General features: G+C 62.8%; 21 protein-coding genes. 16 read left to right on the forward strand and 5 right to left on the reverse strand.

Features of this window, described 5'->3' with window-relative positions; all coding sequences use genetic code 11:
• Positions 1 to 45 precede the first annotated feature (45 nt).
• From nudB to M0D64_RS36095, 7 genes are all read left to right on the forward strand, one after another.
• Positions 46 to 546 (forward strand): dihydroneopterin triphosphate diphosphatase, encoded by a 501-nt coding sequence (gene nudB, locus M0D64_RS36065; protein ID WP_266261268.1) that lies wholly within the window; start codon positions 46 to 48, stop codon positions 544 to 546.
• The gene (gene clsB, locus M0D64_RS36070; RefSeq protein ID WP_266261249.1) at positions 543 to 1,802 is read left to right on the forward strand and encodes a cardiolipin synthase ClsB; all 1,260 of its coding nucleotides are present in this window, start codon (positions 543 to 545) and stop codon (positions 1,800 to 1,802) included. The genes nudB and clsB overlap by 4 nt, the downstream gene beginning before the upstream one ends.
• Before the next feature lie 226 nt (positions 1,803 to 2,028).
• Positions 2,029 to 2,628, forward strand: a complete 600-nt coding sequence (locus M0D64_RS36075) for a TetR/AcrR family transcriptional regulator (RefSeq protein ID WP_046566835.1) — start codon at positions 2,029 to 2,031, stop codon at positions 2,626 to 2,628.
• A 98-nt stretch (positions 2,629 to 2,726) separates the two neighbouring features.
• Positions 2,727 to 4,514, forward strand: coding sequence for an acyl-CoA dehydrogenase C-terminal domain-containing protein (locus M0D64_RS36080; RefSeq protein ID WP_154560524.1), 1,788 nt, complete (start codon positions 2,727 to 2,729; stop codon positions 4,512 to 4,514).
• A gap of 124 nt (positions 4,515 to 4,638) precedes the next feature.
• A complete protein-coding gene (locus M0D64_RS36085) occupies positions 4,639 to 7,074 on the forward strand; it encodes a 3-hydroxyacyl-CoA dehydrogenase/enoyl-CoA hydratase family protein (RefSeq protein WP_266261250.1) in 2,436 nt (811 codons plus the stop codon).
• 21 nt (positions 7,075 to 7,095) lie between these two features.
• The gene (locus M0D64_RS36090) at positions 7,096 to 8,295 is read left to right on the forward strand and encodes an acetyl-CoA C-acyltransferase (RefSeq protein WP_171926274.1); all 1,200 of its coding nucleotides are present in this window, start codon (positions 7,096 to 7,098) and stop codon (positions 8,293 to 8,295) included.
• A 149-nt stretch (positions 8,296 to 8,444) separates the two neighbouring features.
• Positions 8,445 to 9,215 (forward strand): enoyl-CoA hydratase, encoded by a 771-nt coding sequence (locus M0D64_RS36095; protein WP_266261251.1) that lies wholly within the window; start codon positions 8,445 to 8,447, stop codon positions 9,213 to 9,215.
• A gap of 66 nt (positions 9,216 to 9,281) precedes the next feature.
• Here M0D64_RS36095 and fdhD read toward each other — a convergent pair whose 3' ends face one another.
• Complete coding sequence (gene fdhD / locus M0D64_RS36100) at positions 9,282 to 10,121, reverse strand: formate dehydrogenase accessory sulfurtransferase FdhD (protein WP_097391291.1); 840 nt, start codon at positions 10,119 to 10,121, stop codon at positions 9,282 to 9,284.
• A gap of 158 nt (positions 10,122 to 10,279) precedes the next feature.
• On the opposite strand from fdhD, the gene M0D64_RS36105 reads away from it, so the two are divergent.
• Together M0D64_RS36105 and M0D64_RS36110 are read left to right on the forward strand one after the other, a co-directional pair.
• On the forward strand, positions 10,280 to 10,756 hold the full coding sequence (locus M0D64_RS36105) for a nitrate reductase associated protein (protein WP_154560527.1): 477 nt from the start codon (positions 10,280 to 10,282) through the stop codon (positions 10,754 to 10,756).
• Between the two features lie 250 nt (positions 10,757 to 11,006).
• Entirely contained in the window at positions 11,007 to 14,117 is a 3,111-nt protein-coding gene (locus M0D64_RS36110; protein WP_266261252.1) for an EAL domain-containing protein, read from the forward strand.
• A 30-nt stretch (positions 14,118 to 14,147) separates the two neighbouring features.
• Here M0D64_RS36110 and M0D64_RS36115 read toward each other — a convergent pair whose 3' ends face one another.
• Entirely contained in the window at positions 14,148 to 14,762 is a 615-nt protein-coding gene (locus tag M0D64_RS36115) for a glutathione S-transferase (RefSeq protein WP_266261253.1), read from the reverse strand.
• 160 nt (positions 14,763 to 14,922) lie between these two features.
• Here M0D64_RS36115 and M0D64_RS36120 point away from each other — a divergent pair, with 160 nt between their 5' ends.
• Complete coding sequence (locus M0D64_RS36120) at positions 14,923 to 15,828, forward strand: LysR substrate-binding domain-containing protein (RefSeq protein ID WP_266261254.1); 906 nt, start codon at positions 14,923 to 14,925, stop codon at positions 15,826 to 15,828.
• 215 nt (positions 15,829 to 16,043) lie between these two features.
• Entirely contained in the window at positions 16,044 to 16,379 is a 336-nt protein-coding gene (locus tag M0D64_RS36125; RefSeq protein ID WP_266261255.1) for a DUF4148 domain-containing protein, read from the forward strand.
• A 153-nt stretch (positions 16,380 to 16,532) separates the two neighbouring features.
• Here the strand turns inward: M0D64_RS36125 and M0D64_RS36130 are convergent, their stop codons facing one another.
• Positions 16,533 to 16,928, reverse strand: a complete 396-nt coding sequence (locus M0D64_RS36130) for an acyl-CoA thioesterase (protein ID WP_266261256.1) — start codon at positions 16,926 to 16,928, stop codon at positions 16,533 to 16,535.
• A gap of 171 nt (positions 16,929 to 17,099) precedes the next feature.
• On the opposite strand from M0D64_RS36130, the gene M0D64_RS36135 reads away from it, so the two are divergent.
• Positions 17,100 to 18,989: an ABC transporter ATP-binding protein/permease gene (locus M0D64_RS36135; protein WP_266261257.1), complete on the forward strand. Its 1,890-nt coding sequence runs from the start codon at positions 17,100 to 17,102 to the stop codon at positions 18,987 to 18,989.
• Between the two features lie 69 nt (positions 18,990 to 19,058).
• Here the strand turns inward: M0D64_RS36135 and murU are convergent, their stop codons facing one another.
• A complete protein-coding gene (murU, locus tag M0D64_RS36140) occupies positions 19,059 to 19,772 on the reverse strand; it encodes an N-acetylmuramate alpha-1-phosphate uridylyltransferase MurU (protein ID WP_266261258.1) in 714 nt (237 codons plus the stop codon).
• Positions 19,773 to 19,775: 3 nt separating this feature from the next.
• On the reverse strand, positions 19,776 to 20,867 hold the full coding sequence (locus M0D64_RS36145; protein WP_266261259.1) for an aminoglycoside phosphotransferase family protein: 1,092 nt from the start codon (positions 20,865 to 20,867) through the stop codon (positions 19,776 to 19,778).
• A gap of 222 nt (positions 20,868 to 21,089) precedes the next feature.
• On the opposite strand from M0D64_RS36145, the gene M0D64_RS36150 reads away from it, so the two are divergent.
• The 4 genes from M0D64_RS36150 to rsmA all read left to right on the forward strand — a co-directional run bounded on the left by M0D64_RS36150 (position 21,090) and on the right by rsmA (position 26,905).
• Positions 21,090 to 23,447: an LPS-assembly protein LptD gene (locus M0D64_RS36150; RefSeq protein ID WP_266261260.1), complete on the forward strand. Its 2,358-nt coding sequence runs from the start codon at positions 21,090 to 21,092 to the stop codon at positions 23,445 to 23,447.
• 67 nt (positions 23,448 to 23,514) lie between these two features.
• Positions 23,515 to 24,876, forward strand: a complete 1,362-nt coding sequence (locus tag M0D64_RS36155; RefSeq protein ID WP_266261261.1) for a peptidylprolyl isomerase — start codon at positions 23,515 to 23,517, stop codon at positions 24,874 to 24,876.
• 5 nt (positions 24,877 to 24,881) lie between these two features.
• Positions 24,882 to 25,892, forward strand: coding sequence for a 4-hydroxythreonine-4-phosphate dehydrogenase PdxA (pdxA, locus tag M0D64_RS36160; protein ID WP_154560538.1), 1,011 nt, complete (start codon positions 24,882 to 24,884; stop codon positions 25,890 to 25,892).
• Positions 25,893 to 26,032: 140 nt separating this feature from the next.
• Positions 26,033 to 26,905 (forward strand): 16S rRNA (adenine(1518)-N(6)/adenine(1519)-N(6))-dimethyltransferase RsmA, encoded by an 873-nt coding sequence (gene rsmA / locus M0D64_RS36165; RefSeq protein ID WP_266261262.1) that lies wholly within the window; start codon positions 26,033 to 26,035, stop codon positions 26,903 to 26,905.
• The last annotated feature ends 7 nt before the right edge of the window (positions 26,906 to 26,912 follow it).

Below are 26,912 nucleotides of genomic sequence, written 5' to 3' on the forward strand. Positions count from 1 at the left end.
CTCGCCGACATGTACCGCGCAAGCGTTGCGCCCAGTCTTTACGCCATGCCGAAACCGCCGAAGATCCCGCAATCCGTACTCGTCGTCATCCATACGCCCGCGCTCGACGTGCTGTTGATCCGGCGTGCCGATCACGCAGATTTCTGGCAATCGGTGACCGGCTCGAAAGACCGGCTCGATGAACCCTTCGTCGAGACGGCGACGCGCGAAGTGGCGGAGGAAACCGGCATCGTGATCGGCAGTACGCTCGTGCCGCACAGTGCGTTGTTCGACTGGCAGTACTCGATCGACTATGAGATCTACCCTCAGTTCCGGCATCGCTATGCCGAGGGCGTGATCCACAACACCGAGCACTGGTTCAGTCTGGAAGTGCCCGAGCAGCTCGAAGTGACGCTCGCGCCGCGCGAGCACACCGCGTTCCTGTGGCTGCCCTATGAAGAGGCGGCCTCGCGCTGCTTTTCGTCGTCGAATGCCGACGCGATCCTGCAATTGCCGAAACGGCTCGCTGGGCGCCTGAATGGCCAGCCCGAGGAGCGTGCCCGGTGAGCGTCGGCGGCGCGCGCCGTTTCGCGCGACTCCGTCAAGCGCTGCTCGGCCGCCGCTACTGGCAGCGCTACCGCTTCACCAGCGGCAACGAGGTCAAGCTGCTGCGTTCCGGCGAAGAGTACTTCGCCACGCTGATCGAGCGCATCGACGCGGCGCAAAGCGACGTGGTTCTCGAAACCTATATTTTCTGTGACGACAGCGCGGGCCGGGCCGTCAGCGCGGCTTTGCTGCGCGCAGCCTCGCGCGGCGTGAAGGTGCGCGTGATTACCGACGGCATCGGCACCGAGCGCCTGCCGATGTTCAACGAATGGCCGCTCGCTGGCATCGACCATCGCATCTACAACCCGCATCTGTTCGGGCGTTTCGGCTTCTCGCGTACGCACCGCAAGATCGCGGTGGTGGACGATCAGTTCGGCTACTGCGGCGGCATCAACATCGTCGACGATTACGAGAACAACGGCGAGAAGCTGCCTTACCGGCGCTGGGATTTCACGGTGGAATTGCAGGGGCCGGTGGTCGCCGATATCCGCCAGGCGTTCGAGGTGCAATGGCGGCGGATCCATCTCGGGCATCGGCCCCTGGATTCGCTCGGGCCTGATCTCGGGCCGAAGACCATGGCGTCGCTCGGCACGCTGCGCCGCCGGCGCCGCAATCGCAACGAGGCGCTCTGGGCCGGCGGGCTGCCATGCGTGGCCTTCGTCGCGCGCGACAACCTGATCAACCGCCGCGCCATCGAAAAGGCGTATCTGACCGCGATCGGCCAGGCCCGCAGCGAAGTCTTGCTGGCCAACCCGTACTTTATGCCGGGCCGCAAGCTGCGGCGCGCGCTGGTGTTCGCGGCGCGGCGCGGCGTCGACGTGAAGCTCATCATCGGGCGCAAGGAGTTCAAGGCGCTCGATTACGCCGTGCCGTTCCTGTATCGTGCGCTGCTCAAAGCCGGCGTGCAGATCGCCGAGTACGAGAAAACCATGCTGCACGGCAAGGTCGCGGTGGTGGATTCGAACTGGGGGACGGTCGGCTCGTCGAACCTCGACGCATTGAGCCTGATGCTCAACAACGAAGCCAACGTGGTGCTGGTGAACGACCCGTCGATCGGCGCGCTGCGCGAAGCGATCATCGCCGCGTTCAGGGAATCGCGCCGGATCGACGAGGCGCGCTATGATGCCCGTCCGGCGGGCGAGCGCTTGCTCAACTGGCTTGCCTACACGACCTATCGGGCGGTAATGAAGCTATTAACGGTGGGTGGCTATGACTAGCTCATCGACACCTCGCACATAACGGCAAGGGCGCAGCGTCAATGAAAGGGACAAAAAGAAGGCAAACGCCTCTAAAAAATCTCCTTCCTCTGATTGACGGATGCCGCAGAATTGAAGCCGGGTTAGAAACCGGTTTCTAATAAAGTCCTTGTTTCGCGGACGGTCGCACACAATAATAGTACGGCCGTTCGATTTTCTTTCGGTCACATTAGAACGGTAAAAAGCTATGCGAAAAGGCGAACAAACACGAGTCGCGATTCTCGAAGCAGCACTTGATCTGGCAAGCCGCGACGGACTGGAAGGTCTGACGATTGGGTTGCTGGCCGAGCGCATGCAGATGAGCAAAAGCGGCGTGTTCGCGCATTTCGGGTCGCGCGAGGATTTGCAGGTCGAAGTCGTGCGCGAATACCACCGTCGTTTCGAAGACGAGGTGTTTTTCCCGAGTTTGCGTGAGCCTCGTGGATTGCCGCGCTTGCGCGCGATGATTTCCCGCTGGATCGAGAAACGCATTCAGGAAGTCACCACGGGGTGCATCTACATCAGCGGCGCCGTCGAGTACGACGACCGCGGGGACAACCCGGTGCGTGAACAACTGGTGTCGAGTGTAACGATCTGGCGTGCGGCGCTCACGCGGGCAATTTCGCAGGCGATGGAAGAAGGGCATCTGCGCGCTGATACCGATCCGCAGCTGATGCTGTTCGAACTGTACAGCTTCACGCTCGGCCTGCATCACGACGCGCGCTTCCTGCATCTGCCGGACGCAGTGCGTCTGACGTGGGCCGCGCTGGAAAAATTGATTGTTTCGTATCAGAGCGAAAGCCGTTAGCAGAGCCGCCGAACTTCAAGCAGATTCAGCGGCGCTGAAAGATCCGATCCACGGACTCAGCTAACGGCCTCGCTCCTTGTCAAACTTGGGAGAGAGTCATGGGACAGTACGCCGCGCCGCTGCGCGACATGCAATTCGTGTTGCACGAGCTGCTTAACGTCGAAGCCGAGATCAAGCAGATGCCGAAGCACGCGGATCTCGACGCGGACACGATCAACGCCGTGCTCGAAGAGGCCGGCAAGTTCTGCTCCGAAGTGCTGTTCCCGCTCAATCACAGCGGCGACCAGGAAGGCTGCACGTACGTCGGCGACGGCGTCGTGACCACGCCGAAGGGCTTCAAGGAAGCCTACAAGCAATACGTTGAAGCCGGTTGGCCGGCGCTCGGCTGCGATCCGGACTACGGCGGCCAGGGGCTGCCCGCATTCGTCAACAACGCTTTGTATGAAATGCTGAATTCGGCGAACCAGGCGTGGACGATGTACCCGGGTCTGTCGCACGGTGCGTACGAATGTCTGCATGCGCACGGCACGCCGGAACTGCAGCAACGTTATCTGCCGAAGCTGGTTGCGGGCGTCTGGACCGGCACGATGTGTCTGACCGAGCCGCACTGCGGCACCGACCTCGGCATCCTGCGCACCAAGGCCGAACCGAACAGCGACGGCTCGTACGCGATCAGTGGCACGAAGATTTTCATCTCCAGCGGCGAACACGATCTCGCGGAGAACATCGTTCACCTGGTGCTCGCGCGTCTGCCGGATGCGCCGAAGGGCACCAAGGGCATCTCGCTCTTCATCGTGCCGAAGTTCGTGCCGAACGAAGCGGGCGAGCCGGGCGAGCGCAACGGCGTGAAGTGCGGTTCCATCGAACACAAGATGGGCATTCACGGCAACGCGACCGCGGTGATCAATCTGGACAACGCGAAGGGCTGGCTGGTCGGTGAGCCGAACAAAGGCTTGAACGCGATGTTCGTGATGATGAACGCCGCGCGTCTGGGCGTTGGCATGCAGAGCCTGGGCCTGACCGAAATCGGCTATCAGAACTCGCTGGTGTACGCGAAAGAGCGTCTGCAAATGCGCTCGCTGACCGGCCCGAAGGCGCCGGAAAAAGCCGCTGACCCAATCATCGTGCATCCGGATGTGCGCCGCATGCTGCTCACGCAGAAGGCCTACGCCGAAGGCGCGCGCGCGTTCTCGTACTGGTCCGCGCTGCACATCGACAAGGAACTGTCGCACGCCGACGAATCGGTGCGTAAAGAAGCGGCGGATCTGGTCGCGCTGCTCACGCCGATCCTGAAGGCATTCCTCTCGGACAACGCGTTCGAGAGCACCAACCACGCCATGCAGATCTACGGCGGCCACGGCTTCATCACCGAGTGGGGCATGGAGCAATACGTGCGCGACGCGCGTATCAACATGATCTACGAAGGCACCAACGCGATTCAGGCGCTCGACCTGCTCGGCCGCAAGATCCTCGGCGACATGGGCGCGAAGATGAAGAAGTTCGGCAAGCTGGTGTCGGATTTCGTCGAAGCCGAAGGCGTGAAACCGGAAATGCAGGAGTTCATCAACCCGCTCGCCGACATCGGTGACAAGGTGCAGAAGCTGACGATGGAAATCGGCATGAAGGCCATGCAGAACCCGGACGAAGTCGGCGCTGCCGCCGTGCCGTATCTGCGTACCGTGGGCCACCTGGTGTTCTCGTACTTCTGGGCGCGCATGGCACGTATCGCGCTGGACAACGAAGCATCGGGCGATCCGTTCTACAAGGCCAAGCTCGCGACCGCACGCTTCTACTTCGCGAAGCTGCTGCCGGAAACGGCCATGACGATCCGTCAGGCACGCGCCGGTTCGAAGTCGATGATGGACGTCGAAGAGTCGCTGTTCTAAGGCACACACTTCACGGCAAGCGCCACGCCTTCAAGAGGCGTGGCGCCTTCCACCGCCACAAGTCACACATCGCGAAACATAAGAGACACCTTCGCGATACCGCATAACTCCCCGGAGGAACGACGTGAGCAATCTGATCATTCGCAAGGTAGCCGTGCTCGGCGCCGGCGTGATGGGCGCGCAGATCGCAGCGCACCTGATCAACGCCAAGGTGCCCGTGCTGCTGTTCGACCTGCCTGCCAAAGAAGGCCCGAAGAACGCGATTGCCCTGAAGGCGATCGAGAATCTGAAGAAGCTGTCGCCCGCGCCGTTCGGCGTGAAGGACGACGCGCAATACATCCAGCCCGCGAACTACGACGACGACATCGAGAAGCTCGCCGAGTGCGACCTCGTGATCGAAGCGATCGCCGAACGCATGGACTGGAAGCACGACCTGTACAAGAAGGTGTCGCCGCATATCGCACCGAATGCGATCTTCGCGACCAATACGTCGGGTCTGTCGATCACGGAACTGTCGAACGGTTTCTCGGATGAACTGAAGGCGCGTTTCTGCGGCGTGCACTTCTTCAATCCGCCGCGCTACATGCACCTGGTCGAACTGATCCCGACCGCAACGACGCGTCCGGAAATTCTCGACCAACTCGAATCGTTCCTGACGAGCGTCGTCGGCAAGGGTGTTGTGCGCGCGAAAGACACGCCGAACTTCATCGCCAACCGCGTCGGTATTTTCTCGATCCTCGCCGTGATTACCGAAGCCGCAAAGTTCGGTCTGCGTTTCGACGAAGTGGACGACCTGACCGGCTCGCGTCTGGGCCGCGCGAAATCGGCAACGTTCCGCACGGCGGACGTGGTCGGTCTCGACACCATGGCGCACGTCATCAAGACGATGCAGGACACGTTGAAGGACGACCCGTTCTTCCCGGTCTACGAAACGCCGGCCGTTCTGGCTGAACTGGTGAAGAAGGGCGCGCTCGGTCAGAAGACCGGCGGCGGCTTCTACAAGAAGGAAGGCAAAGCCATCAAGGTGCTCGACCCGAAAACGGGTGCGTACGTCGACGGCGGCGCGAAAGCCGACGAACTGGTGGGCCGCATTCTGAAGCGCCCGCCGGCAGAGCGTCTGAAGCTTCTGCGCGAATCGGAGCATCCGCAAGCGCAATTCCTGTGGTCGATTTTCCGCGACGTGTATCACTACATTGGCGTGCATCTCGAATCGATCGCTGACAACGCGCGTGACGTCGATCTGGCCATCCGCTGGGGCTTCGGCTGGAACGAAGGTCCGTTCGAAGGCTGGCAGACGGCCGGCTGGAAGCAGGTCGCCGAATGGGTGCAGGAAGACATTGCGGCAGGCAAGGGGTTGTCGAACGCGCCGCTGCCGTCGTGGGTGCTGGAAGGTCCGGTTGCTGAAAAGGGCGGCGTGCATACGAACGAAGGTTCGTGGTCGCCGGCTTCGAAGACTTTTGTGCCGCGTTCGTCGCTGTCGGTCTACGACAAACAGGTTTTCCGCGCACCGCTGGTCGGCGAAACGTCGGCTGATCCGAAGACCTACGGCAAGACGCTGTTCGAAACCGACGCCGTACGCGCCTGGGTCGACGACCGTGCCGGCGAGAGCGACGTCCTGATCGTGTCGTTCAAGAGCAAGATGAACACGATCGGACCGTCGGTGATCGACGGTCTGACGCAAGCCATCGAACTGGCCGAGAAGGACTACAAGGGTCTGGTCGTGTGGCAGCCGACGTCGCTGAAACTCGGCACGCCGGGCGGCCCGTTCTCTGCAGGTGCGAACCTCGAAGAAGCCATGCCCGCGTTCATGATGGGCGGCGCGAAGGGCATCGAGCCGTTTGTGAAGAAATTCCAGCAAGGCATGCTGCGCGTGAAGTACGCGAACGTGCCGGTCATCTCGGCTGTGTCGGGCATCGCGCTCGGTGGCGGCTGCGAGCTGGCGCTGCATAGCGCGAAGCGTGTTGCGCACATCGAAAGCTATATCGGCCTGGTGGAAGTCGGCGTGGGTCTGGTGCCGGCGGGCGGCGGTCTGAAGGAAGCGGCACTGCGCGCGGCGGAAGCCGCGACCGCAGCCGGCGCGACCAACGACCTGCTGAAGTTCGTGCAGAAGTCGTTCGAAAACGCGGCAATGGCGAAGGTCTCGGCCTCGGCACTCGATGCCCGCGCCATGGGCTACCTGAAGCCGTCCGACACGATCGTCTTCAACGTGTTCGAACTGCTCGACATCGCGAAGAAGGAAGCGCGCGCGCTGTCCGCTGCGGGTTATCGTCCGCCGCTGCGTGTCACGCAGGTGCCGGTGGCCGGCCGCTCGGCGATCGCAACTATCAAGGCATCGCTCGTCAACATGCGTGACGGCCGTTTCATCAGCGAGCACGACTACCTGATCGCCAGCCGCATCGCGGAAGCGGTGTGTGGTGGTGACGTGGAAGCGGGCAGCCTCGTTGACGAGGAATGGCTGCTCAAACTCGAGCGTCAAGCGTTCGTCGATCTGCTCGGCACGCAAAAGACGCAGGAACGGATCATGGGCATGCTGCAAACCGGCAAGCCGGTGCGCAACTAAGCGACGATAGAGGAGCTTCAAATGGCAAAGCAATTGCAAGACGCATACATCGTCGCCGCGAGCCGCACGCCGATCGGCAAGGCGCCGCGCGGGATGTTCAAGAACACGCGCCCGGACGAACTGCTGGTGCATGCGATCAAATCGGCCGTGGCGCAAGTGCCCGGCCTCGACACCAAGGTGATCGAAGACGCCATCATCGGCTGCGCGATTCCTGAGGCCGAACAAGGCCTGAACGTCGCGCGCATGGGCGCACTGCTGGCGGGCCTGCCGAACACGGTGGGTGGCGTCACGGTGAACCGCTTCTGCGCTTCGGGCCTCACCGCGCTGGCTATGGCGGCTGACCGTATCCGCGTCGGCGAATCGGACGCGATGATCGCGGGCGGCTGTGAATCGATGAGCATGGTGCCGATGATGGGCAACAAGCCGTCGATGTCGCCGCATATCTTCGATCGTAACGAAGACATCGGCATCGCCTACGGCATGGGCCTGACGGCAGAGAAGGTCGCCGAGCGCTGGAAGATCAGCCGCGAAGCGCAAGACGCGTTCTCGGTCGAATCGCACCGCCGCGCCATCGCCGCACAGCAAGCCGGCGAGTTCAACGACGAAATCGCCGCATACACGATCACCGAGCGTTTCCCCGATCTCGCCACCGGCGAAGTGCGTATCAAGACGCGTGAAGTCGCGCTCGACGAAGGCCCGCGTGCGGAAACATCGCTGGAAGGTCTGGCAAAACTGCGCGCGGTGTTCGCGAACAAGGGCTCGGTGACGGCGGGTAACAGCTCGCAGACGTCGGACGGCGCGGGCGCGTTGATCGTCGTATCGGAAAAGATGCTGAAGGAATTCAACCTGACGCCACTCGCCCGTTTCGTCAGCTTCGCCGTGCGCGGCGTGCCGCCGGAAATCATGGGCATCGGTCCGAAGGAAGCGATTCCGGCCGCACTGAAGGCCGCCGGCCTGAAGATCGAGGACATGGACTGGATCGAGCTGAACGAAGCGTTCGCCGCGCAATCGCTGGCGGTGATCCAGGACCTCGGTCTCGATCCGTCGAAGATCAATCCGCTTGGCGGCGCGATCGCTCTCGGCCACCCGCTGGGTGCGACCGGCGCGATTCGTGCGTCGACGGTTGTGCACGGCCTGCGCCGCCGCAACTTCAAGTACGGCATGGTGACGATGTGCGTCGGTACCGGCATGGGCGCGGCGGGCATCATCGAACGTCTGTAATCGTGTTTGCCATGGTCCCCGCAGTGGTCCCCGTAGCGAATACCGCGGGGACCCAAGCAGTGATCCTCTAGGGACCGCGGAAACGGTTCGCAGGCCACCTGGCTTGCGAGCCGTTTTTTCCATTCAGCAGCAACCAGGAGTACGAGGAGATGACAATGGATATTCTGGTCGAGCGCGCCGACGGCGTACTGACGATTGCCTTCAACCGGCCCGACAGGAAAAACGCGATCACGGCCGCGATGTATCAGACGATGGCCGACGCATTGGTCGAAGCGCAGGGCGACACATCGATCCGGGCGATTCTGATTCGCGGGAGCGCCGGCATTTTCAGCGCCGGCAACGATCTCGACGACTTCATGAAGAGGCCGCCAGGCGGCGAAGACGCACCGGTATTCCAGTTCCTGCGTGCGATCAGTTTGGCGGAAAAGCCGGTGGTGGCTTCGGTGGCGGGTCCGGCAGTCGGCATCGGCACAACGCTCCTGCTGCACTGCGATCTGGTCTACGCAGCAAACACGGCGAGCTTTTCGCTGCCGTTCACGCAACTCGGGCTGTGTCCGGAAGCGGCGTCGAGTTTGCTGTTGCAGCGCGTGGCCGGCTATCAGGCCGCAGCGGAAAAGCTGCTGCTCGGCGAAGCGTTCGACGCTGCCGAGGCGCACCGTATGGGTTTCGTGAATCGCGTGCTGCCCGCGGCTGAAGTCGATGCGTTTGCAGCCGCGCAAGCGGCGAAGCTGGCGGCGCTGCCGGCGTCGTCGCTGCGGGTGACGAAGAGTCTGATGAAGCGCGCGAGCCAGCATGAACTGCAAACGCAGATGAGCGAGGAAGCGGTGCACTTCGCCAAGATGCTGATCGCGCCGGAAGCGCGCGAGGCGTTCAAGGCGTTCTTCGAGAAGCGCAAGCCGGATTTCCGGCAGTTCGACTAAAGCGGTTGCGTTCAGGTGCCTGAGGTATTTGAAAATGCTTCAGGCGCTTGAAGATGCTTCAGACGCTCAAGGTTGCGTCGGCTGCAAGGTGTCGTAGTCGACGTAGCTGGTTTCCCGGCAGAAGCTGACAAGCCGTACGCCCGCTTTGCGGGCGATCGCAATCGCCAGAGAAGAGGGCGCCGAAATCGTGGCGACCATCGGCACGTCGACACGCGCCGCCTTGCGCACCAGCTCGTAGCTGGCGCGGCTCGACAGAAACACAAACCCTTCCCGGGTATCCGCGCGGTCGAGCACCAGTTGGCCGATCAGCTTGTCGAGCGCGTTGTGACGGCCGACGTCTTCGAACGCGTAGCGGATCGCGCCTGCCGCATCGCACCATGCGGCGGCGTGCAAGCCGCCGGTCAGACGCGTCAGCGCCTGGTGCTCCGGCAACTCGCGCGCGGCACGCGCGATCGCATCGGGCGCAAGCCGTTGCAGAAAGCCGGTGTCCGGCACGCGTTCCGGTTTCAGATCCAGCAGATCGATGCTTTCGATCCCGCATACGCCGCAACCGGTGCGCCCGGCGAGCGCGCGGCGCTTTTCCTTCAGCGCGACGAAAGCCTGCTGCACCACCTTCAATTGCACTTCGGCGTGCGGCAATTCGTCATCGTCATGCAGCTCGACCTCGATGTCCTGAATGTCGCTGCCGCGCTCCACGATCCCTTCCGAAATCGCAAAACCAACCGCGAACGCTTCCAGATCGCGCGGCGTGCACATCATCACCGCGTGCGAGATGCCATTGAAGACGAGCGCCACGGGCCATTCCTGACCGACGTGATCGGTGACGGTTTCGACCGCTGCGCCGCGATGCCGGTGCACCTGACGCTCCACGGCGCCCGTCTGTCCGTCTGTGTCCAGTTCGTTCAAGCGACTTCACTCCTTTCATGCTGCGCGCGTTTCTACGGCTTGCAGCCTTGCCCGGCGGCGCGAAGCAGCGCCAGACCACGCCGCTATCGCGCGAATAAGGTTCTAAAATACCTCAAGCTGGGCTTGCGCGTTGCCCGCCACCAAAGGGGAATACTGTCATGGGACTCAACGAAGCACCGCTTCTTTTCAACTTCGAAGTCGCGTCCTCGGAGAATTTCACCTACATCCCGATGTCGGTGCGCTTCAATCTCGATCGCTTCGGGCTGCGCATCACCCTTGAGCAGTGGCAAATGCTGCCGCTCGAAGACCGCAAGCTGCTGGCGCGATTTCCGGTCGAAGAAGACGCGGAAATCGAGCCGAATTTCGACCACGCACTCTTCGAGATGCTGCGCACGCACGCGAATATCGAGCCGGAGTGGTTCACGCCCGAGGAAGCGCCTGCCTGGCGCCGCACGGATGCCGTGCCGGACGGCGTAGTGCATCAGGCGGGGCTGGCCGGCCTGCCCACGCCGCGTGTCGCTCAGTGGGCCGAACTCGAGCCGTTCGAGCGCTACGTACTCGCCAAATTGTCGCGCAAGCCGGAAAGCAACCACGACTTCGTCCCCGCTATGAAGGAATTTGGCGCGGCCGGCTAGGCGCGGCCGGCTAGGTGCGGCCGGCCACGTACCGCCGGCTAGTAAAGACCGCCTAGGGACGTCCGCCCTGGCGCCTCAAGCCAGACGCCCCCAGCTAAATCCGCGAAATATTTCGCCTCGCCCCCTCAATCTGTTCCGAACCCTGCCGTTATCCATGGGTTGGCGCGTAAAAAGACTCGGCCCGGTGCGACCCGACGCACCGAAAGCGACCCCGCGCTCCCGCCCTCAGAACGATTGACGTTCGGAACCCATGACTCTTTTTTTATCGAAGCGGCTGCTGATCAATCTGGCGGTCGTTGCCGCGGCGGTCGGCGCGAACGCGTTCGTCGCCTATACGCAGATTTGCGGCCAGCGCGACACCGACGCGCGCATGCTGCGTTCGACGAGCGTGCGTCAGAACCTCGACGCTTATCATACGGCGCTCGACGGCGGGCTGGCCGCGCTCGGCCGTTTCGAAGCAACGGGCGAGGCCGCGCCGGTCAACGAGGCCGCCGCCATGGCGGCGTCGCTGGCAGCGCTGGAGCGCGAGTTGCGCAACGAGCTCGCCGGCGAACCGGCCATGCTCGACACGCTCGTGAGGCTGAACGTGGACAGCCGCGCGCTGCAACACGATATCGACGATGCGCTCCTGAAGAGCGCCAGCGCCACGCCGGACGAGTCGCGCGCATGGGCGGCCTCGACCTATACGCATCTCGGGCTGGGTCTCGGCCGTGTGGAAGACGCTCTGGCGGCGTTGCGCAAACAGGAGAACGAGGCGCTGCAGGCGTCGCTCGCGAGTTCCGCGAACGAAACCCAGCGCGCCATGTTTTTGCTGATCGTGACGATGCTGGCCGGCAGCGCGCTTCTGATCTTCACGTTCGGCGCCCGCGAAAGCAGCGCGCGCGAGAAACTGCGTACCGTGCGTGCGCTCGGCCGCAACGACGAGCGCTTCCGCGGTCTGTTCGACGATCATCCGGTGCCGATGTACATTTTCGATCGCGAGACGCTGCGCTTTCTCGCCGTCAATGCGGCCGCGATTCAGCAATACGGTTACTCGGAAAGCGAATTCCTCGGCATGACGATTCGCGCGATCCGGCCGAATTCCGAAATCGCGCGCCTCGAATCGCATCTGCAGCGCAGCGACGTCCTGCAACACGGCCGCACGATGGCGGGTGTCTGGCATCACCGGCGCAAGGACGGCTCGATGATCAGCGCCGACATTTCGTATCACGCGCTCAACTTCATGGGCCACGCCGCCTTCTTCGTGCTGGCCGACGACGTCACCGAACAGATCAACACCGAAGCCGAAGCGCAGCGTTCGAACCAGATGCTCGAAACGGTGATGGACAACATCCCGCAGCGCATTTTCTGGAAGGATCACGAGTCGCGTTATCTCGGCTGCAATATGGCGTTCGCGCGCGATGCGGGGCTTTCTTACCCTGAACAGGTGGTGGGCAAGAGCGACAGCGACATGCCGTGGCGCGCCTTTGCCGACCTGCTGAACGAGCACGATAAGGAGGTGGTGACCACCGGCGTGCCGAAAATGAATTTCGAGGTCGACCTGGTGATCGACGGCGTGCATCGCACCACGGTCACGAGCAAGCTGCCGTTCACCGACGGCGATGGGCGCGTGATCGGCGTGCTCGGTTCGTACACGGACATCACCGAGCGCAAGCGCGCCGATCTGGCTTTGCGTCTGCAAAGCCGCGCGCTGGACGCGAGCGTCAACGCGATTCTGATTACCGCGCCGTCGCCGGCGGGCAATCTGATCGAATACGTGAACCCCGCGTTCATGCGGATCACCGGCTACGATCCCGCCGAAGTGATCGGTCACGATTGCCGCGTGCTGCAGCGCGACGATCGCGATCAGGAAGGCGTCGCGTTGATCCGCCAGGCGCTCGCCGCGAACCGCGAGGTAAGCGCCGTGGTGCGCAACTATCGCAAGGACGGCGCGCTGTTCTGGAATCAACTGTTCATCGCACCGGTGCCGAACGCGGAGGGCGTGATCACGCATCACATCGGCGTGATCAATGATGTGACGGATCTGATCCGCTATCAGGAACAGCTCGAGTATCAGGCCAACTACGACAGTCTCACGCGGCTGCCGAACCGCAACTTGCTGCGCGATCGCCTGCAGCATGCGTTGATCGTGGCGCAGCGGCATCACAAGGGCGTCGCGGTCGTGTTCATCGATCTGGACGGCTTCAAGAACGTCAACGACAGCCTCGGCCATAGCGTCGGCGACCGCTTGCTGAGCGTGGTGGCCGAGCGGCTCGCCCGTTGTACGCGAACCAGCGACACGGTCGCGCGGCATGGCGGCGACGAGTTCGTGATCGTGATGACCGATACCGTCGACGAGCAGTCGCTGATTGCGTGGATGGAGCGGGTGCGCGCATCGATCTCCGAACCGGTCTGGCTCGACGGCACCGAGCTGTATGTCGGCTGCAGCATGGGCGCGAGCCTCTTTCCGCAGGACGGCGAAGACGCGGAAACGCTGATGAAAAAGGCCGACGTCGCGATGTATCGCGCGAAGGACATGGGCCGCAATACGTTCCAGTTCTACCAGCCGGAGATGAATGCGAGCGCGGGTGCGCGCATGAATCTCGAACGGCGTTTGCGCCGCGCTCTGCGCGACAACGAATTCCTGCTGCACTACCAGCCGCAGGTGGATATCGTGAGCGGGCAGATCGTCGGCACCGAGGCGCTGGTGCGCTGGCGTGATCCGGAAGTCGGATTGGTGCTGCCGTCCCTGTTCATTCCGGTGGCCGAGGAGAGCGGGCTGATCGGGCCGCTGTCGGAATGGGTCTTGCGCGAGGCGTGCCGCCAGAACAAGGCCTGGCAGGACGAAGGACTGCCGCCGGCGCGGGTGTCGGTGAATCTGTCGGCGCGCGTTTTTCAGCAGCGCGATATCGCGAAGCTCGTCATGCAGGTCCTCGCCGAGACGGGGCTCGAACCGCAGTACCTCGAACTCGAACTCACCGAAAGCACCATCATGCGCAATGCCGAGGAGGCGGTGTTGATGCTCAACGAGCTGCACGCGCTTGGCATTGGCCTTGCCATCGATGACTTCGGCACCGGCTATTCGAGTCTCAGTTATCTGAAGCGCTTCCCGGTGGACCGATTGAAGATCGACCGCTCGTTCGTGTCGGATATCGGCGTGTCCGGCGACGATGAAACGATCACCTCCGCGATCATCGCGCTCGCGCATTCGCTGAAATTGCAGGTGATCGCTGAAGGCGTGGAGACGTCGGCACAACTCGACTTTCTGAAGGAGCGTGCGTGCGACGAGATGCAGGGCTTCTACTTCGCGAAGCCGCTGTCGACAGACGCGATTTCGGCATTGTTTCAGGGGGGAGTGGGGCGGGAGGCGGAGACGGTGTAGTTCGGCGTTCCGCTCCCCGCCGCGCGTGCCTCAGACGGCAGGCGTGTCGAGGAACACCGGTAGTTGTTCGGCTACCTCGGAAAATGCCTGCAAGCGCGGATGTGCCGCCTTGGTGACGATCTCCGAAAAGTACATTTGCGTGAAATTCCACGCGACGGCCACCGTCACGTCCACCGCGCCAAAATGGTTCGGTTCGACCGGCAGCGGGGCCGACGCGAGTTCCTCTTCGAGTTCGCGGTAAGCGGCGAGCAATTGCTCGGTCACGCGATTGACCCACGGCTCATGCTGTTTGTCCGCCGGACGCAGATTGCGTTCGTAGACGATCTGCACGGTCTTTTCACAAGCGGCGAGCGCCAGACCCGTCAGGCGCGCGGCGCGCAGGCAGTGCTCCGGCTGTGACGGGAAGATCTGTTGATCCGGCCCGGCGAGCGTGGCGAGATACTGCAGGATCACCGTCGAGTCCATCACGCTCTGGCCGTTGTCGAGGATCAGTGTGGGCGCTTTCACAACCGGGTTGATCTTCGCGAACGCCTCATACGTGCTGAACACGGAAATCGACTGGTGCTCGAAGTCGAGCTTCAGCAACTTCATGCAGATAGCGACGCGGCGCACGTAGGGCGAATCCAGCATTCCGATCAGTTTCATCTCATTTCCGTTAGAAGATCTATATGGTTGGCCTGAGCGGGCGAAGAGGCGGCTGTTCGCTTGCCAGACGGTGCTTGTGATGCATCAGACCAATAGATTAAAGCGCTCGGCAAGTCAAAAAAAGCGACATTAATCGACGGTTTACGTCAGAATTTCTTACATGAAGCCGATCCCGCCCCTCACTGCTCTGCGCTGCTTCGAAGCCGTCGCCCGCCTGGGCGGCGTGACCCAGGCCGCGCGCGAATTGCATGTCACGCACTCCGCGGTGAGCCAGCAGATCAAGGTGCTGGAAGATTCGATGGGCGTTGCGCTGTTCATGCGCGAAGCGCGCGGCCTGCGGCCTACCGAGGAAGGCCGGCTCTACGCGCTAGAAATACGGTCGGCGTTGCGCGACATTACGCGGGCGACGCGCCGCGCGCAGGCGCGCCCACACGAAAGCGAGCTGGTCATCGCGACCGTGCCGTCGTTTGCGCAGCATTGGCTCGTGCCGCGTCTCGCGAGTTTCCGCGAGACACATCCGTACTATCGAATCCGTCTGCTGACGAGTCTGCAGGTCGAGGATTTGCGCCAGGGCGTGAGTGACATCGGCATTCGCATGGGGCAAGGGCATTGGCCCGATGTTGCGCAGCAGAAACTGTTCGACGACGAAGTGCTAGTAGTCGCGGCGCCGCACTTCACGCTCGCGCCGGGCGGCCGCCTTCCCGTTACCGCCGAGGACGTGATCGCGTGTCCGTTGATCTCCAGCCCCAACACGCCGTGGGCCGACTGGTGCCAGGCGGCGCAGGTGGCGGAGCCGGCCGCCGAGGCGGTCGTGCTGTCTGCAAACGATTCGAACATCGTGCTGGGCGCGGTTTTGCTGGGGCAGGGCATCGCGCTCGAACGGCGCAGTCTGGTCGCGCATGCGTTGGCGCGCGGCGATCTGGTGCAGATCACCGATATCCGCGTGCCGTACCGGTACCCGTACTGGCTGGTGTGGCAGCAACGCGAAATCCTGAACACGAAGCAGGCGCATTTTGCGCAGTGGATCGAAGCGCAGGTCGACGTCTATTTGCGTAGCGGCGGGTGAGATTCCGTATTGATTGGCGTGCGCAGGCTGCCGCTCGCGGGGGATTACCGGTTTGCGCGCGAGGGTCAGTCGTATATATTCGGGATTCCCATCTCTGACTTCGCTGGGAACCACAAAGCATCGATTCACGTGGCGTTGCGCCCGGTTTTCGCTGCTCGCACCTGGGTCATGGGCGCTTCGCCGTCGAATATCTGCCAATCCGACTGGAGAGAAAAATGACGTCTTCACCTGCAAAGAAATGGGCTGTGCTGTTCGCATCGGTTGTACTGAGTGTGGCTTCGGTTGCACCGGCGTTCGCGCAAAGCGCCGGTAGTGCTCCGGCGGGCGATGAAGCCACTGCCGCCGCTGCCGCCACGCCATCGGCCGCGTCCAAGGCAGCCGCCAAGGCGCAACGTAAGGCTGCCCGCAAGCAGGCGCGGGCGAAGAAAAATGCCGAGTTGAAGCAACTGGAAAGCAACGGGTATAACCCGGCGCGCAACGATCCGAACTATCCGACGGATCTCCAGAACGCGCAGAAGAAGGCGGCGGCCGCCGCGGCGGCGAGCCAGTAAGCGGCTGCGGGCCGGATGGAGGTTGCCGGTCCGGTCGTGGTTGCGCTGGGAGATTCTTGCAAACGCAGCCTCGCAAGCACATCCCGGCTAAGTACGACGTATGAAACCAAACGAGGCGCCCAGGCGCCTCGTTTTTCGTTCAAAATCTGCCGCTCAATCCAGCACCGGCAACGCGCGCGGGCGCCGGTCGCTGTCGGTCGCGACGTAGGTCAGGGTCGCCTCGGTGACCTTCACGAGGTCCTCGGTCAGGCTCATGCGCTGCGCGTAAACCTCGACCGCCACCGTCACCGACGTGGTGCCCGTCTTGACGATATCCGCGTAGAAGCTCAGCAGATCGCCGACGAACACCGGCTGCTTGAAGACAAACGAATTGACCGCGATGGTCGCCACCCGCCCGTTGGCGCGGCGGCTTGCCGGAATCGAACCGGCGATATCCACTTGCGCCATGATCCAGCCACCGAACACGTCGCCGTGGACATTCGCGTCCGACGGTTGCGGTACGACGCGCAGCGTGCAATGCTTTTGCGGAAGTTGAAGGAGATCGGTCATGGGGATGAAAAGCGGCGCCAGCCAGCTTCTGCGACAATAGAAAGATCAGGAATTGTACGGGAAAGCGCCCAGCCGGGTCGCGCGACATAAAGCAGGATGCCAGGTTGGCACGCTGCCGGTCGGCGCGCCGCTGCGAACTCCGTCGCTTCCACACTCTCCCCAGCCGATCCCATGCGCCGTACGCCTTCGTCCGAACCTTCCCCGATCTCGACCCAGCCGCGCAACGACTGGCAAACGATCCTGTCGCTGCTGCCCTACCTCGCCACCTATAAATGGCGCGTCGGCTTCGCGCTGAGCTGCCTGATCGGCGCGAAGGTCGCCAATCTCGGCGTGCCGATCGTGATGAAACGGATCGTCGACAGCCTCGCGTCGGTGCAGCATCTCACCGCGCTCGGCCGCGCGCACGATTCGCCGGCCATCGTGCTGCTGGGCGGCGTCGGTTTGCTGGTGGTCGCCTATGCGGTGGTGAGGTTGTCCACTTCGCTCTTCACCGAACTGCGCGAAATCCTGTTTTCGAAGGTGACCGAAAGCGCGGTGCGGCAACTCGCGCTGAAAGTGTTCCGCCACCTGCATGCCCTGTCTTTGCGGTTCCATCTCGATCGGCAGACGGGCGGCATGTCGCGCGATATCGAACGCGGCACACGCGGCATCACGCAACTGATTTCGTATTCGCTGTACAGCATCTTGCCGACGCTGGTCGAAGTCGGCCTCGTGTTGGGTTTTTTCGTCGTCAAATACGAGGCGTATTACGCGATCGTCACGTTCATTGCGCTCGCCGTGTACATCACGTTCACCGTGAAAGTCACCGAGTGGCGTACGCATTTTCGCCGCACGATGAACGACCTCGATTCAAAGGCGAATTCGCGCGCGATCGATTCGCTGCTCAACTACGAGACCGTGAAGTACTTCGGCAACGAAGAGTGGGAAGCGCACCGTTACGACGAAAACCTCAAACGCTATCGCACGGCAGCGATCAAATCGCAGCGCTCCTTGTCGGCGCTGAACTTCGGGCAGCAGGCGATCATCGGCACGGGGCTCGTGTTCATTCTGTGGCGTGCAACCCAGGGCGTGATGGCCGGGCGCCTCACACTCGGCGATCTGGTGCTGATCAACACCTTCATGTTGCAGCTCTATATTCCGCTGAATTTTCTCGGCGTCGTGTATCGGGAACTGAAGCAAAGCCTGACCGACATGGACCGCATGTTCACGCTGCTTGGCGCGGCCCAGGAAGTGCCCGATGTGCCTGACGCACCCGAGCTGCGGGTGAGCGGTGCGCAGGTGCGCTTCGAGCATGTGAACTTCTCGTATGAGCCGGCGCGGCAGATTCTGCACGACGTCAGCTTCACGATTCCGGCGGGCGGTACCACGGCGGTGGTCGGCCATAGCGGTTCGGGCAAATCGACGCTCGCGCGGCTGATGTTCCGCTTCTACGATCTGGACCGCGCGACGGGCGGCGCGATCACCATCGACGGTCAGGATATTCGCGATGTCACGCAGGATTCGCTGCGTGCTTCGATCGGCATCGTGCCGCAGGATACGGTGCTGTTCAACGATTCGATCTACTACAACATCGCTTACGGACGTCCGTCGGCCACGCGCGAGGAAGTGATCGCGGCGGCGCGCGCGGCGCATATTCACGACTTCATCGAAGGGCTGCCGAAGGGGTACGAGACGCCGGTCGGCGAGCGTGGCCTGAAGTTGTCCGGCGGAGAAAAGCAGCGTGTGGCGATTGCGCGGACCATCCTCAAGAATCCGCCGATCCTGCTGTTCGACGAGGCGACGTCGGCGCTCGATTCGCGTTCGGAGCGCGCGATCCAGCACGAGCTCGACCAGATCGCCCGCGAGCGCACGACGCTGATCATCGCCCACCGGCTTTCGACGGTCGTGCACGCGCAGCAGATCATCGTGATGGACAAAGGACGGATCGTCGAGCGTGGGACGCACGCCGAGTTGCTGCATGCGAACGGGTTGTTCGCGCAGATGTGGGCGTTGCAGCAGCAACGTGCTGCGGAGGCGCCGGAGTCGGCTGAAACGATCGGGGCGGGGGATGGCGGGCGGTGAGTTTTGCGGCGGCGTTAGCGGCGCGCTATCGCACGATACCGCACGGTGCCGCGCAACACCCTGCTGTACTCAGCGCGCGCTCACACGCTGATCCAAATCCTGCAGTTGCGCGGGCGTACCGACGTTTTCCCATAGGCCTTCATACAACTCGCCGCTCGCGAGACCGTTTGCAATCGTCGCGCGATAGTAAGGCGTTAGCGCGCGCCGCGTGCCGCGAGGCAGATCGCGAAACATGCGCGTGTCGTACAGACCGATATTGCCGAACGTGAAGCGCGGTTGCGCCTCGAGCGACAGCACGCCGTCGACCAGACCAAAGTCGCCGTTCGGATGAAACGCCGGGTTCGGCACCATCACCAGATGCATGCCGGGCTCGCGCAACGCCGCCAGCGTCTCAGCGCGAGCATTCAGCGCGGCGTAATCGAAATCCGCGTACACGTCACCGCTTACCGCGACGAACACTTCGCTAGCTCCCTCATCTTCGAGCAGCGGCAACGCCTGCACGATCCCGCCAGCCGTTTCCAGTGCTTCATGCTCGGCCGAATAGCGCAATTGCACGCCCCAGCGCGAACCGTCGCCGAGCGCGGCCTCGATCTGCTCGCCGAGCCACGCGTGATTGATCACAATGGTTTGAAAACCGGCGCGCGCGAGGCGTTCGATCTGCCACACGATCAACGGCTTGCCGCCCACTACGAGCAAAGGCTTCGGGCACGTGTCGGTCAACGGACGCATGCGCTCGCCGCGCCCGGCGGCGAAAATCATCGCTTTCTTCAGAGACATCGTCATCGGTCAGAACGTGTAGCCGACTTCATTCGCGCGGCCTTCGAGCTCGTCGAGCAGCTTCGCGAACGGACGCAGCGGCGCATAGCGTTCCGCGACCTTGCGGGCATAGCCGATGAAACGCGGCAGATCCTTCATGTAATGCGGTTTGCTGTCGCGGTAGTTGATCCGGCAGAACAGCCCCAGCACCTTGATGTGCCGTTGCAGGCCCATCCATTCGAGCTGGCGGTAGAACTCGCCGAAATCCGGATCGACCGGCAGGCCGGCTTTTTTCGCGCGCTCCCAGTAGTACACGAAGCAATCCAGCTCGAACTCTTCGTCCCAGCCGAGGAAGGCATCGCGCAGCAACGAGGCGACGTCGTAAGTGATCGGGCCGTACACCGCGTCCTGGAAGTCCAGCACGCCGGGATTCACCGGGTTGGGCTCGGCCGCGACCATCAGATTGCGCGGCATGAAATCGCGCAACATGAACACTTGCGGTTGCGCCCGGGCGCTCGCGATCAGCAGGGCGAAGGTGCGATCGAGCAGCGTACGGGTCTTGTCGTCGACCTCGCGGCCCAGATGGCGGCCAATGAACCACTCGGGCAGCAACTCCATCTCGCGGCGCAGGAAAGCTTCGTCGAACGGCGGCAGCACGCCTTCGCGCGAGGTGAGCTGCCAGCGGATCAGCGCATCGAGCGCGTCGCGCATCAACGTGCGGGCGCGACGCGGGTCATCGCCGCTTTGCGCCCCGGTGAGCGCGCCGAGGTACGAATCGGTGCCCAGATCGGTGACGAGCATGAAGCCGGCGTCGAAATCGACCTCCAGCACACGCGGCACATGCACGTTGGCGGCCTCGAGCAATTGTGCGATTTGCACAAATTCGCGGCACTTTTCGGGCGGCGGGGCATCGACGGCGATCAGGGTGCCGGCGCTTTCGCCTTCCGCCGCCTTACCGGCAAGCCGGAAATAGCGGCGAAAACTGGCGTCGGACGAAGCCGGGAGAAGCGTGTCGAGATCGAGCGCATAGCGCGCTGCGTGGGCGTTCAGCCAGGCCTTGAGCAGTTCAAGGCGGCTGTCGGAGGAATCTTGGGTAGCGTTTTTGGCAGGGGGCAGCGTCATGAAAACCGGCGGCAAATTCAGAGGGGCAACGTCTTGCCATATAATACCCCACGACTTTTTTGACGCGACTCACGCCAGCTTTCGCGTGTTCCGCTTTACCGCCCGCCTCATCGTTCGACAGATTGTAAATATTGATGTGCAGCCGACTGTCACGGTCGGGATGTGCAGGCGGTGGATCGTGACTACAAAAGCTGACGGACGGGCCGATTCGCCAAACGATACATGCCGCCTAGACAGCTTTCCCAAACGACTCCCTCTTGTGCTGTAGTGCCGCGCAAAAGGCGGCTCGTCGCGGCGTTGATCGCCGTTCCGGGCCTGATGCCCGCGCTTGCGCACGCCCAGTTGGTGGGGGAGGCCGCGCAGCCGCAGCCTATCGACGCGCCATGGGGCATGCAGCTCGCCCCGCAGCTCGAAGAACATCCATTGCCGGAAGGCCAGAAGGCGGCCACCTTCGTGCTCGGCGACACGACGAGCGGCACCACCGACCAGGACATGGCCGCGAAAGGCTCGGCCGAGGTGCGGCGCAATACCTTTGTGATCAAGGCCGACGCGCTGCACTACGATCAGGACACGGACATGGCCGACGCATACGGCCAGGTTCACCTGAACAACAACGGCGCCACGTTCGCCGGCCCGGAAGCGCATATGCGAGTGGACTCGAGTGAAGGCTTCATGTCCGCGCCGAAGTACCACTTCAATGTGACGGGGGGCTCGGGCAGTGCAGAGCGCGTCGATCTGCTCGACAGCGAGCGCTCGGTGTTCACGAAGGGCACGTACACGGCTTGCTCGTGCACGGACAATCCAGGCTGGTATCTCAAGGGCAGCGAGTTCGATTTCGACACCGGCGCGGACGAAGGCGTCGCGTACAACAGCGTGCTGTTCTTCCAGGGCGTGCCGGTATTCGCTTCGCCGTGGCTGTCGTTCCCGTTGTCGGGCGATCGGCGCAGCGGCATTCTGCCGCCCACGTTCTCGATCAGTTCGTCGAACGGCTTCGAACTGTCGGTACCGTACTACTTCAACATCGCGCCGAATCGCGACCTGACAGTGACACCGCGGCTGATCTCGAAGCGCGGCGTGCAGTTGCAGTCGACCTTCCGTTATCTGTCGCCCACCTATTCGGGCTCGATCACCGGTGAATACCTGCCGAACGACCGACTGACGAAGACCAACCGCTACGCGCTGTACATCCAGCACAACCAGAACTTCGGCAACGGGTTCGGCGGTTACATCTACTACAACAAGGTCTCGGACAACACGTATCCGGAAGACCTGTCGTCGTCGGTCAGTCAGTTCCAGAACGGCACCCAGCTTCTGTATCAACAGGAAGCCGGGGTGACCTATAACAACGGCCCGTGGTCGGTGCTCGCCCGTGAACAGCACTGGCAGACGCTGACGCCTTCGGTGGCGCCGTACGGCCGCGAGCCGCAGTTGAACGTGAAGTACGCGAAGTACAACGTCGGCGGCTTCGACTACGGCGCGGAAGCCGACTACACGAATTTCCGCATCACCACCGCGGACACGACCCAGGGTCAGCGGGTGATGTTCAACCCGTACCTGTCGTATTCGGTGGTTGGGCCGGGTTACTTCGTTACGCCGAAGGTGCAGTGGCACTTTGCGTCGTACAACCTGAACAATATCGCCACCCCCGGTACGCCGAAGAATTTCACCGAGTCGATCCCGACGCTCTCCTTCGACACCGGGCTGATTTTCGACCGTTCGGTGCGAATCTTCGGCGAGGATTACATTCAGACGCTGGAGCCGCGGCTCTACTACGTCTACACGCCGTTCCGCAATCAGGAAAACGCGCCGCTGTTCGATACGGCCGACTCCGACTTCGGACTGGCGGAAATCTTCACGCCGAACACGTTCGTCGGTAACGACCGGATCGCCGACGCGAACCGTCTGACCGCGGCGATTACCACGCGCTTCATCAACCCGGCCACGGGCGACGAACGCGCGCGTTTCGTGATCGCGCAGCAGTATTACTTTCGGGACCAGCGCGTCACGCTGCTGCCTACGCAGACCAGCACGCAGGCCACGCATTCGGACCTGATCGCGGGTGCGTCGCTCAAGCTCGGGGCCGGTTTCGCTTCGGAAACGGCGTTCCAATATAATGCCGACAACAACCAGTTGACGAAGACGAGCATCGGCTTCGGGTTCAGTCCGGCCAGCGGCAAGGTGATCAATGTCGCGTATCGCTACACCCGCGCGAACACCACGCTGGATAACCAGCCGATCAACCAGGTGCTGATTTCGGGGCAGTGGCCGCTGACGCACCGTGTGTACGGGGTGGGCCGTTTCAATTACGACCTGGGCGGGCACCGGATCGTCGACGGTCTGGTCGGCCTGCAATACGACGCCGACTGCTGGACGCTCGGCGCCGGGATCCAGCGTTATGCGAACGGTTTGAATACGTCGGGGCAGAATCAGTCGAGCACGCGGTTTCTCGCGCAGTTGACGTTCAAGGGCTTGTCGAGCGTCGACAACGGGCTGATTTCCGCGTTCCGCAGCAGCGTGGCGGGCTATACGCCGTTGCCCCCGCCGCCGCCGCCGGAAGCGCGTTTCACCAATTACGAATGACGCTCGCCCGATCATTTATAGAATGCGAAAAGACGGGCCAGGCGCGCCCGACATCATTGGAGTATCTGTGGCAATCATGAAAAAGCTTCGCTTGGCAACGCTTGCGGCCGGTCTTGTCGCCGCGGCGTCTTTCCTGTCGGTTGCGCCGGTTCAGGCGCAGGCGCTGTCCGGCAATAGCGGCCGGACGGTCGATACCATCGCCGCAGTGGTCAACAACGGTGTCATCACGCGGCGCGAGCTCGACGACCGCATCGGCCTGATCACCCGCCGGCTGAACCAGCAGAACGCGCCGGTCCCGCCGATGGACCAGTTGCGCCAGCAGGTGCTCAACCAGATGGTGCTGGAACGCATCCAGTTGCAGAAGGCGAAAGAAGACGGCATCAACATCGACGACGCCGCTGTGCAAAAAACGCTCGAGCGGCTCGCGCAGGCGAACAACCTGACACTCGACACCTACCGTGCCCGTATCGAGGCGCAAGGCGTGCCTTGGGCCACTTTCACGAGCGACGCACGCACCGAGCTCACGCTCTCGCGTCTGCGTGAGAAGGAAGTGGACAGCAAGGTCACGGTGTCGGACGCCGAGGTCGCGAACTACATCGCCAGCCAGCGCGGACCGAACGCCGGTCTGACGAGCGATCTGCACCTTCAGCACATCTTCGTGAAGGCGCCGCTGAACGCCTCGGAAACCGACATCGAAGCCGCGCAGAAAAAGGCTCAGGCCCTGCTCACCGAAGCCAAGGGTGGTGGCAACTTCGAAAAGCTGGCGAAGTCGAATTCGCAAGCGCCGGACGCGTCGAAAGGCGGCGATACGGGTTTCGTGACGCCGTCCAAGCTGCCGCCTGAGTTCGTCAAGGCCGCCTCGGCGCTGCGTCCGGGCGAGGTCAGCCCGGATCTGATCCGTACCAACGACGGCTTCGAAATCGTGCGCCTCGTCGATCGTCGCACGGGCCAGGGTGCCAGCTCCGACGCACCGAAGCTCGTACAGACGCACGTTCGCCACATTCTGCTGCGCGTCGGCGACGGCATGTCCGAGCCGCAAGCGCGTCAGAAGCTGCTCGAAATCAAGAACCAGATCGCCGCAGGCGGCGACTTCGCGAAGTTCGCCCACACCTACTCGCAAGACGGTTCGTCGTCGCAAGGCGGCGACCTCGGCTGGATCAGCCCGGGCGAGACGGTGCCGGAATTCGAGCGCGCCATGAACAACCTGCAGGACGGTCAGATCAGCGACCCGGTGCGCAGCGAATACGGCTATCACCTGATTCAGGTGCTGAGCCGTCGCGAATCGGAAGGCTCGGTTTCGCAGCAGATGGATCTGGCGCGTCAGGCAATCGGCCAGCGCAAGGCGGAACAGGCCTACGCCGACTGGTTGCGCGAACTGCGCGACACCGCCTATGTGGAAGTGAAGCCCACGTTGACGAGCGCGCAATAAACGTCATGACAACCGCCGCGCAGTCCACCAGTCTTCCGTTGCAGATCGCGATCACGACCGGCGAGCCTGCCGGCGTCGGTCCCGAGCTGACCGCGCAGGCGCTGGCGGGCGCGGCGACGCATTGGCCCGGTGCGGAGTTCACCGTGCTGGGCGATGCGGATTTGCTGGCTGACCGCGCGCGTGCGGTAGGTGTCGATTGGGCTCTTCTGGTGGCGGACGGCAAGCGCGTGCGGGTGCAGCATCGGCCGCTCGGCGCACCCTCGCTGGCCGGCAAGCTGGACGCCGCCAATGGCCGCTACGTGCTCGATCTGCTCGACAGCGCGATCGATGGCGCCATGGCCGGCACGTTCGACGCCATCGTTACAGCGCCGCTGCAAAAAAGCACCATCAACGATGCCGGTGTGCCGTTCACCGGCCACACGGAATATCTCGCCGAACGTACGCACACGCCGCGCGTGGTGATGATGCTGGCCGGCACCGGCAAGCGTCCGTTGCGCGTTGCCCTCGCTACCACGCATCTGCCACTCAAAGACGTGTCCGCCGCGCTGACGATCGAAGGTATCGTCGAGACGCTGCGCATCGTCGATCACGATCTGCGCCACCACTTTGGTCTGCCTGCGCCGCGCATCCTCGTGACGGGGTTGAACCCGCATGCGGGCGAAAACGGTTATCTGGGCCGCGAGGAAATCGAGGTGATTTCTCCCGCTCTGAAGCTCGCGAACGAGCAAGGCATCGACGCGCCTGGCCCCTATCCGGCGGACACCTTGTTCCAGCCGCGTTATCTGGAGCAGGCCGACTGCGTGCTGGCGATGTTCCACGACCAGGGCCTGCCGGTGTTGAAGTACGCAACGTTCGGCGAAGGCATCAACATCACGCTCGGCTTGCCGATCATCCGCACTTCGGTCGATCACGGCACCGCGCTCGATCTGGCCGGCACCGGCCGTGCCGACTCGGGCAGTCTGATCGCGGCGATCGATACGGCGGTTTCGATGGCGCAACACCGCCGCGCGGGCTGATTCGGCGATCGCGGCGCGGTTTGGTCCGCGCTTTTCTGGGTTTTCCCGCTGCTTGACGTTTGCGCGGTCGTTGCGCATTCGTCGCGGGTGTTCCTAGTTTGTTCCTATTCTTAGGCAGTTCTCTTTTTAGCGTTTCTTCGATGTCCACCAGCAGACAGCAACCGGGCCGGCACCAAGGCCATATCGCGCGCAAGCGTTTCGGACAGAATTTTCTGGTCGATATGGGCGTGATCGATTCGATCGTCGACGTGATCCGGCCGCAGCGCGGCGAGCGCATGGTCGAGATCGGGCCGGGGCTTGGCGCGCTCACCGAACCGTTGATCGAGCGTCTGGCGACGCCCGAAGCGCCATTGCACGCCGTCGAGCTGGATCGCGATCTGATCGGCCGCCTCAAGACAAAATTCGGCGACCTGCTCGAACTGCATGCGGGCGACGCACTCGCGTTCGACTTCGGCACGCTGGCCGCACCGGGTGAGAAGGCGTCGCTGCGTATTGTCGGCAATCTGCCGTACAACATTTCGAGCCCGCTGCTGTTTCATCTGACCGCATTCGCGCATCGTGTGATCGATCAGCACTTCATGCTGCAGAACGAAGTCGTCGAGCGGATGGTGGCGGAACCGGGCACCAAGGCGTTCAGCCGCCTCTCAGTGATGCTGCAATACCGCTACGTGATCGACAAGCAACTCGACGTGCCACCCGAAGCATTCAACCCGCCGCCGAAAGTCGATTCGGCGATCGTGCGGATGATCCCGTACGAACTGCATGAACTGCCGGCCGTGGACGAGCGTGTGCTCGGCGAAGTGGTGACGGCGGCTTTCTCGCAGCGCCGCAAGATGTTGCGTAATACGCTGGCCGCGTTTCGTGACTCGGTGGATTTCGAGGCGCTGGGCTTCGATCTGCAACGCCGCGCTGAAGATGTACCGGTGGCCGAATATGTGCGCGTCGCGCAGATCGTGGCGGCTTCGCCTGCGCGCGGCGCCGCGGCCGCGGAAACTGGGACTGACGACGCCTGAGTGGCGT

It is taken from the genome of Paraburkholderia sp. WS6 (assembly GCF_030464835.1).
Lineage (GTDB): Bacteria > Pseudomonadota > Gammaproteobacteria > Burkholderiales > Burkholderiaceae > Paraburkholderia > Paraburkholderia madseniana.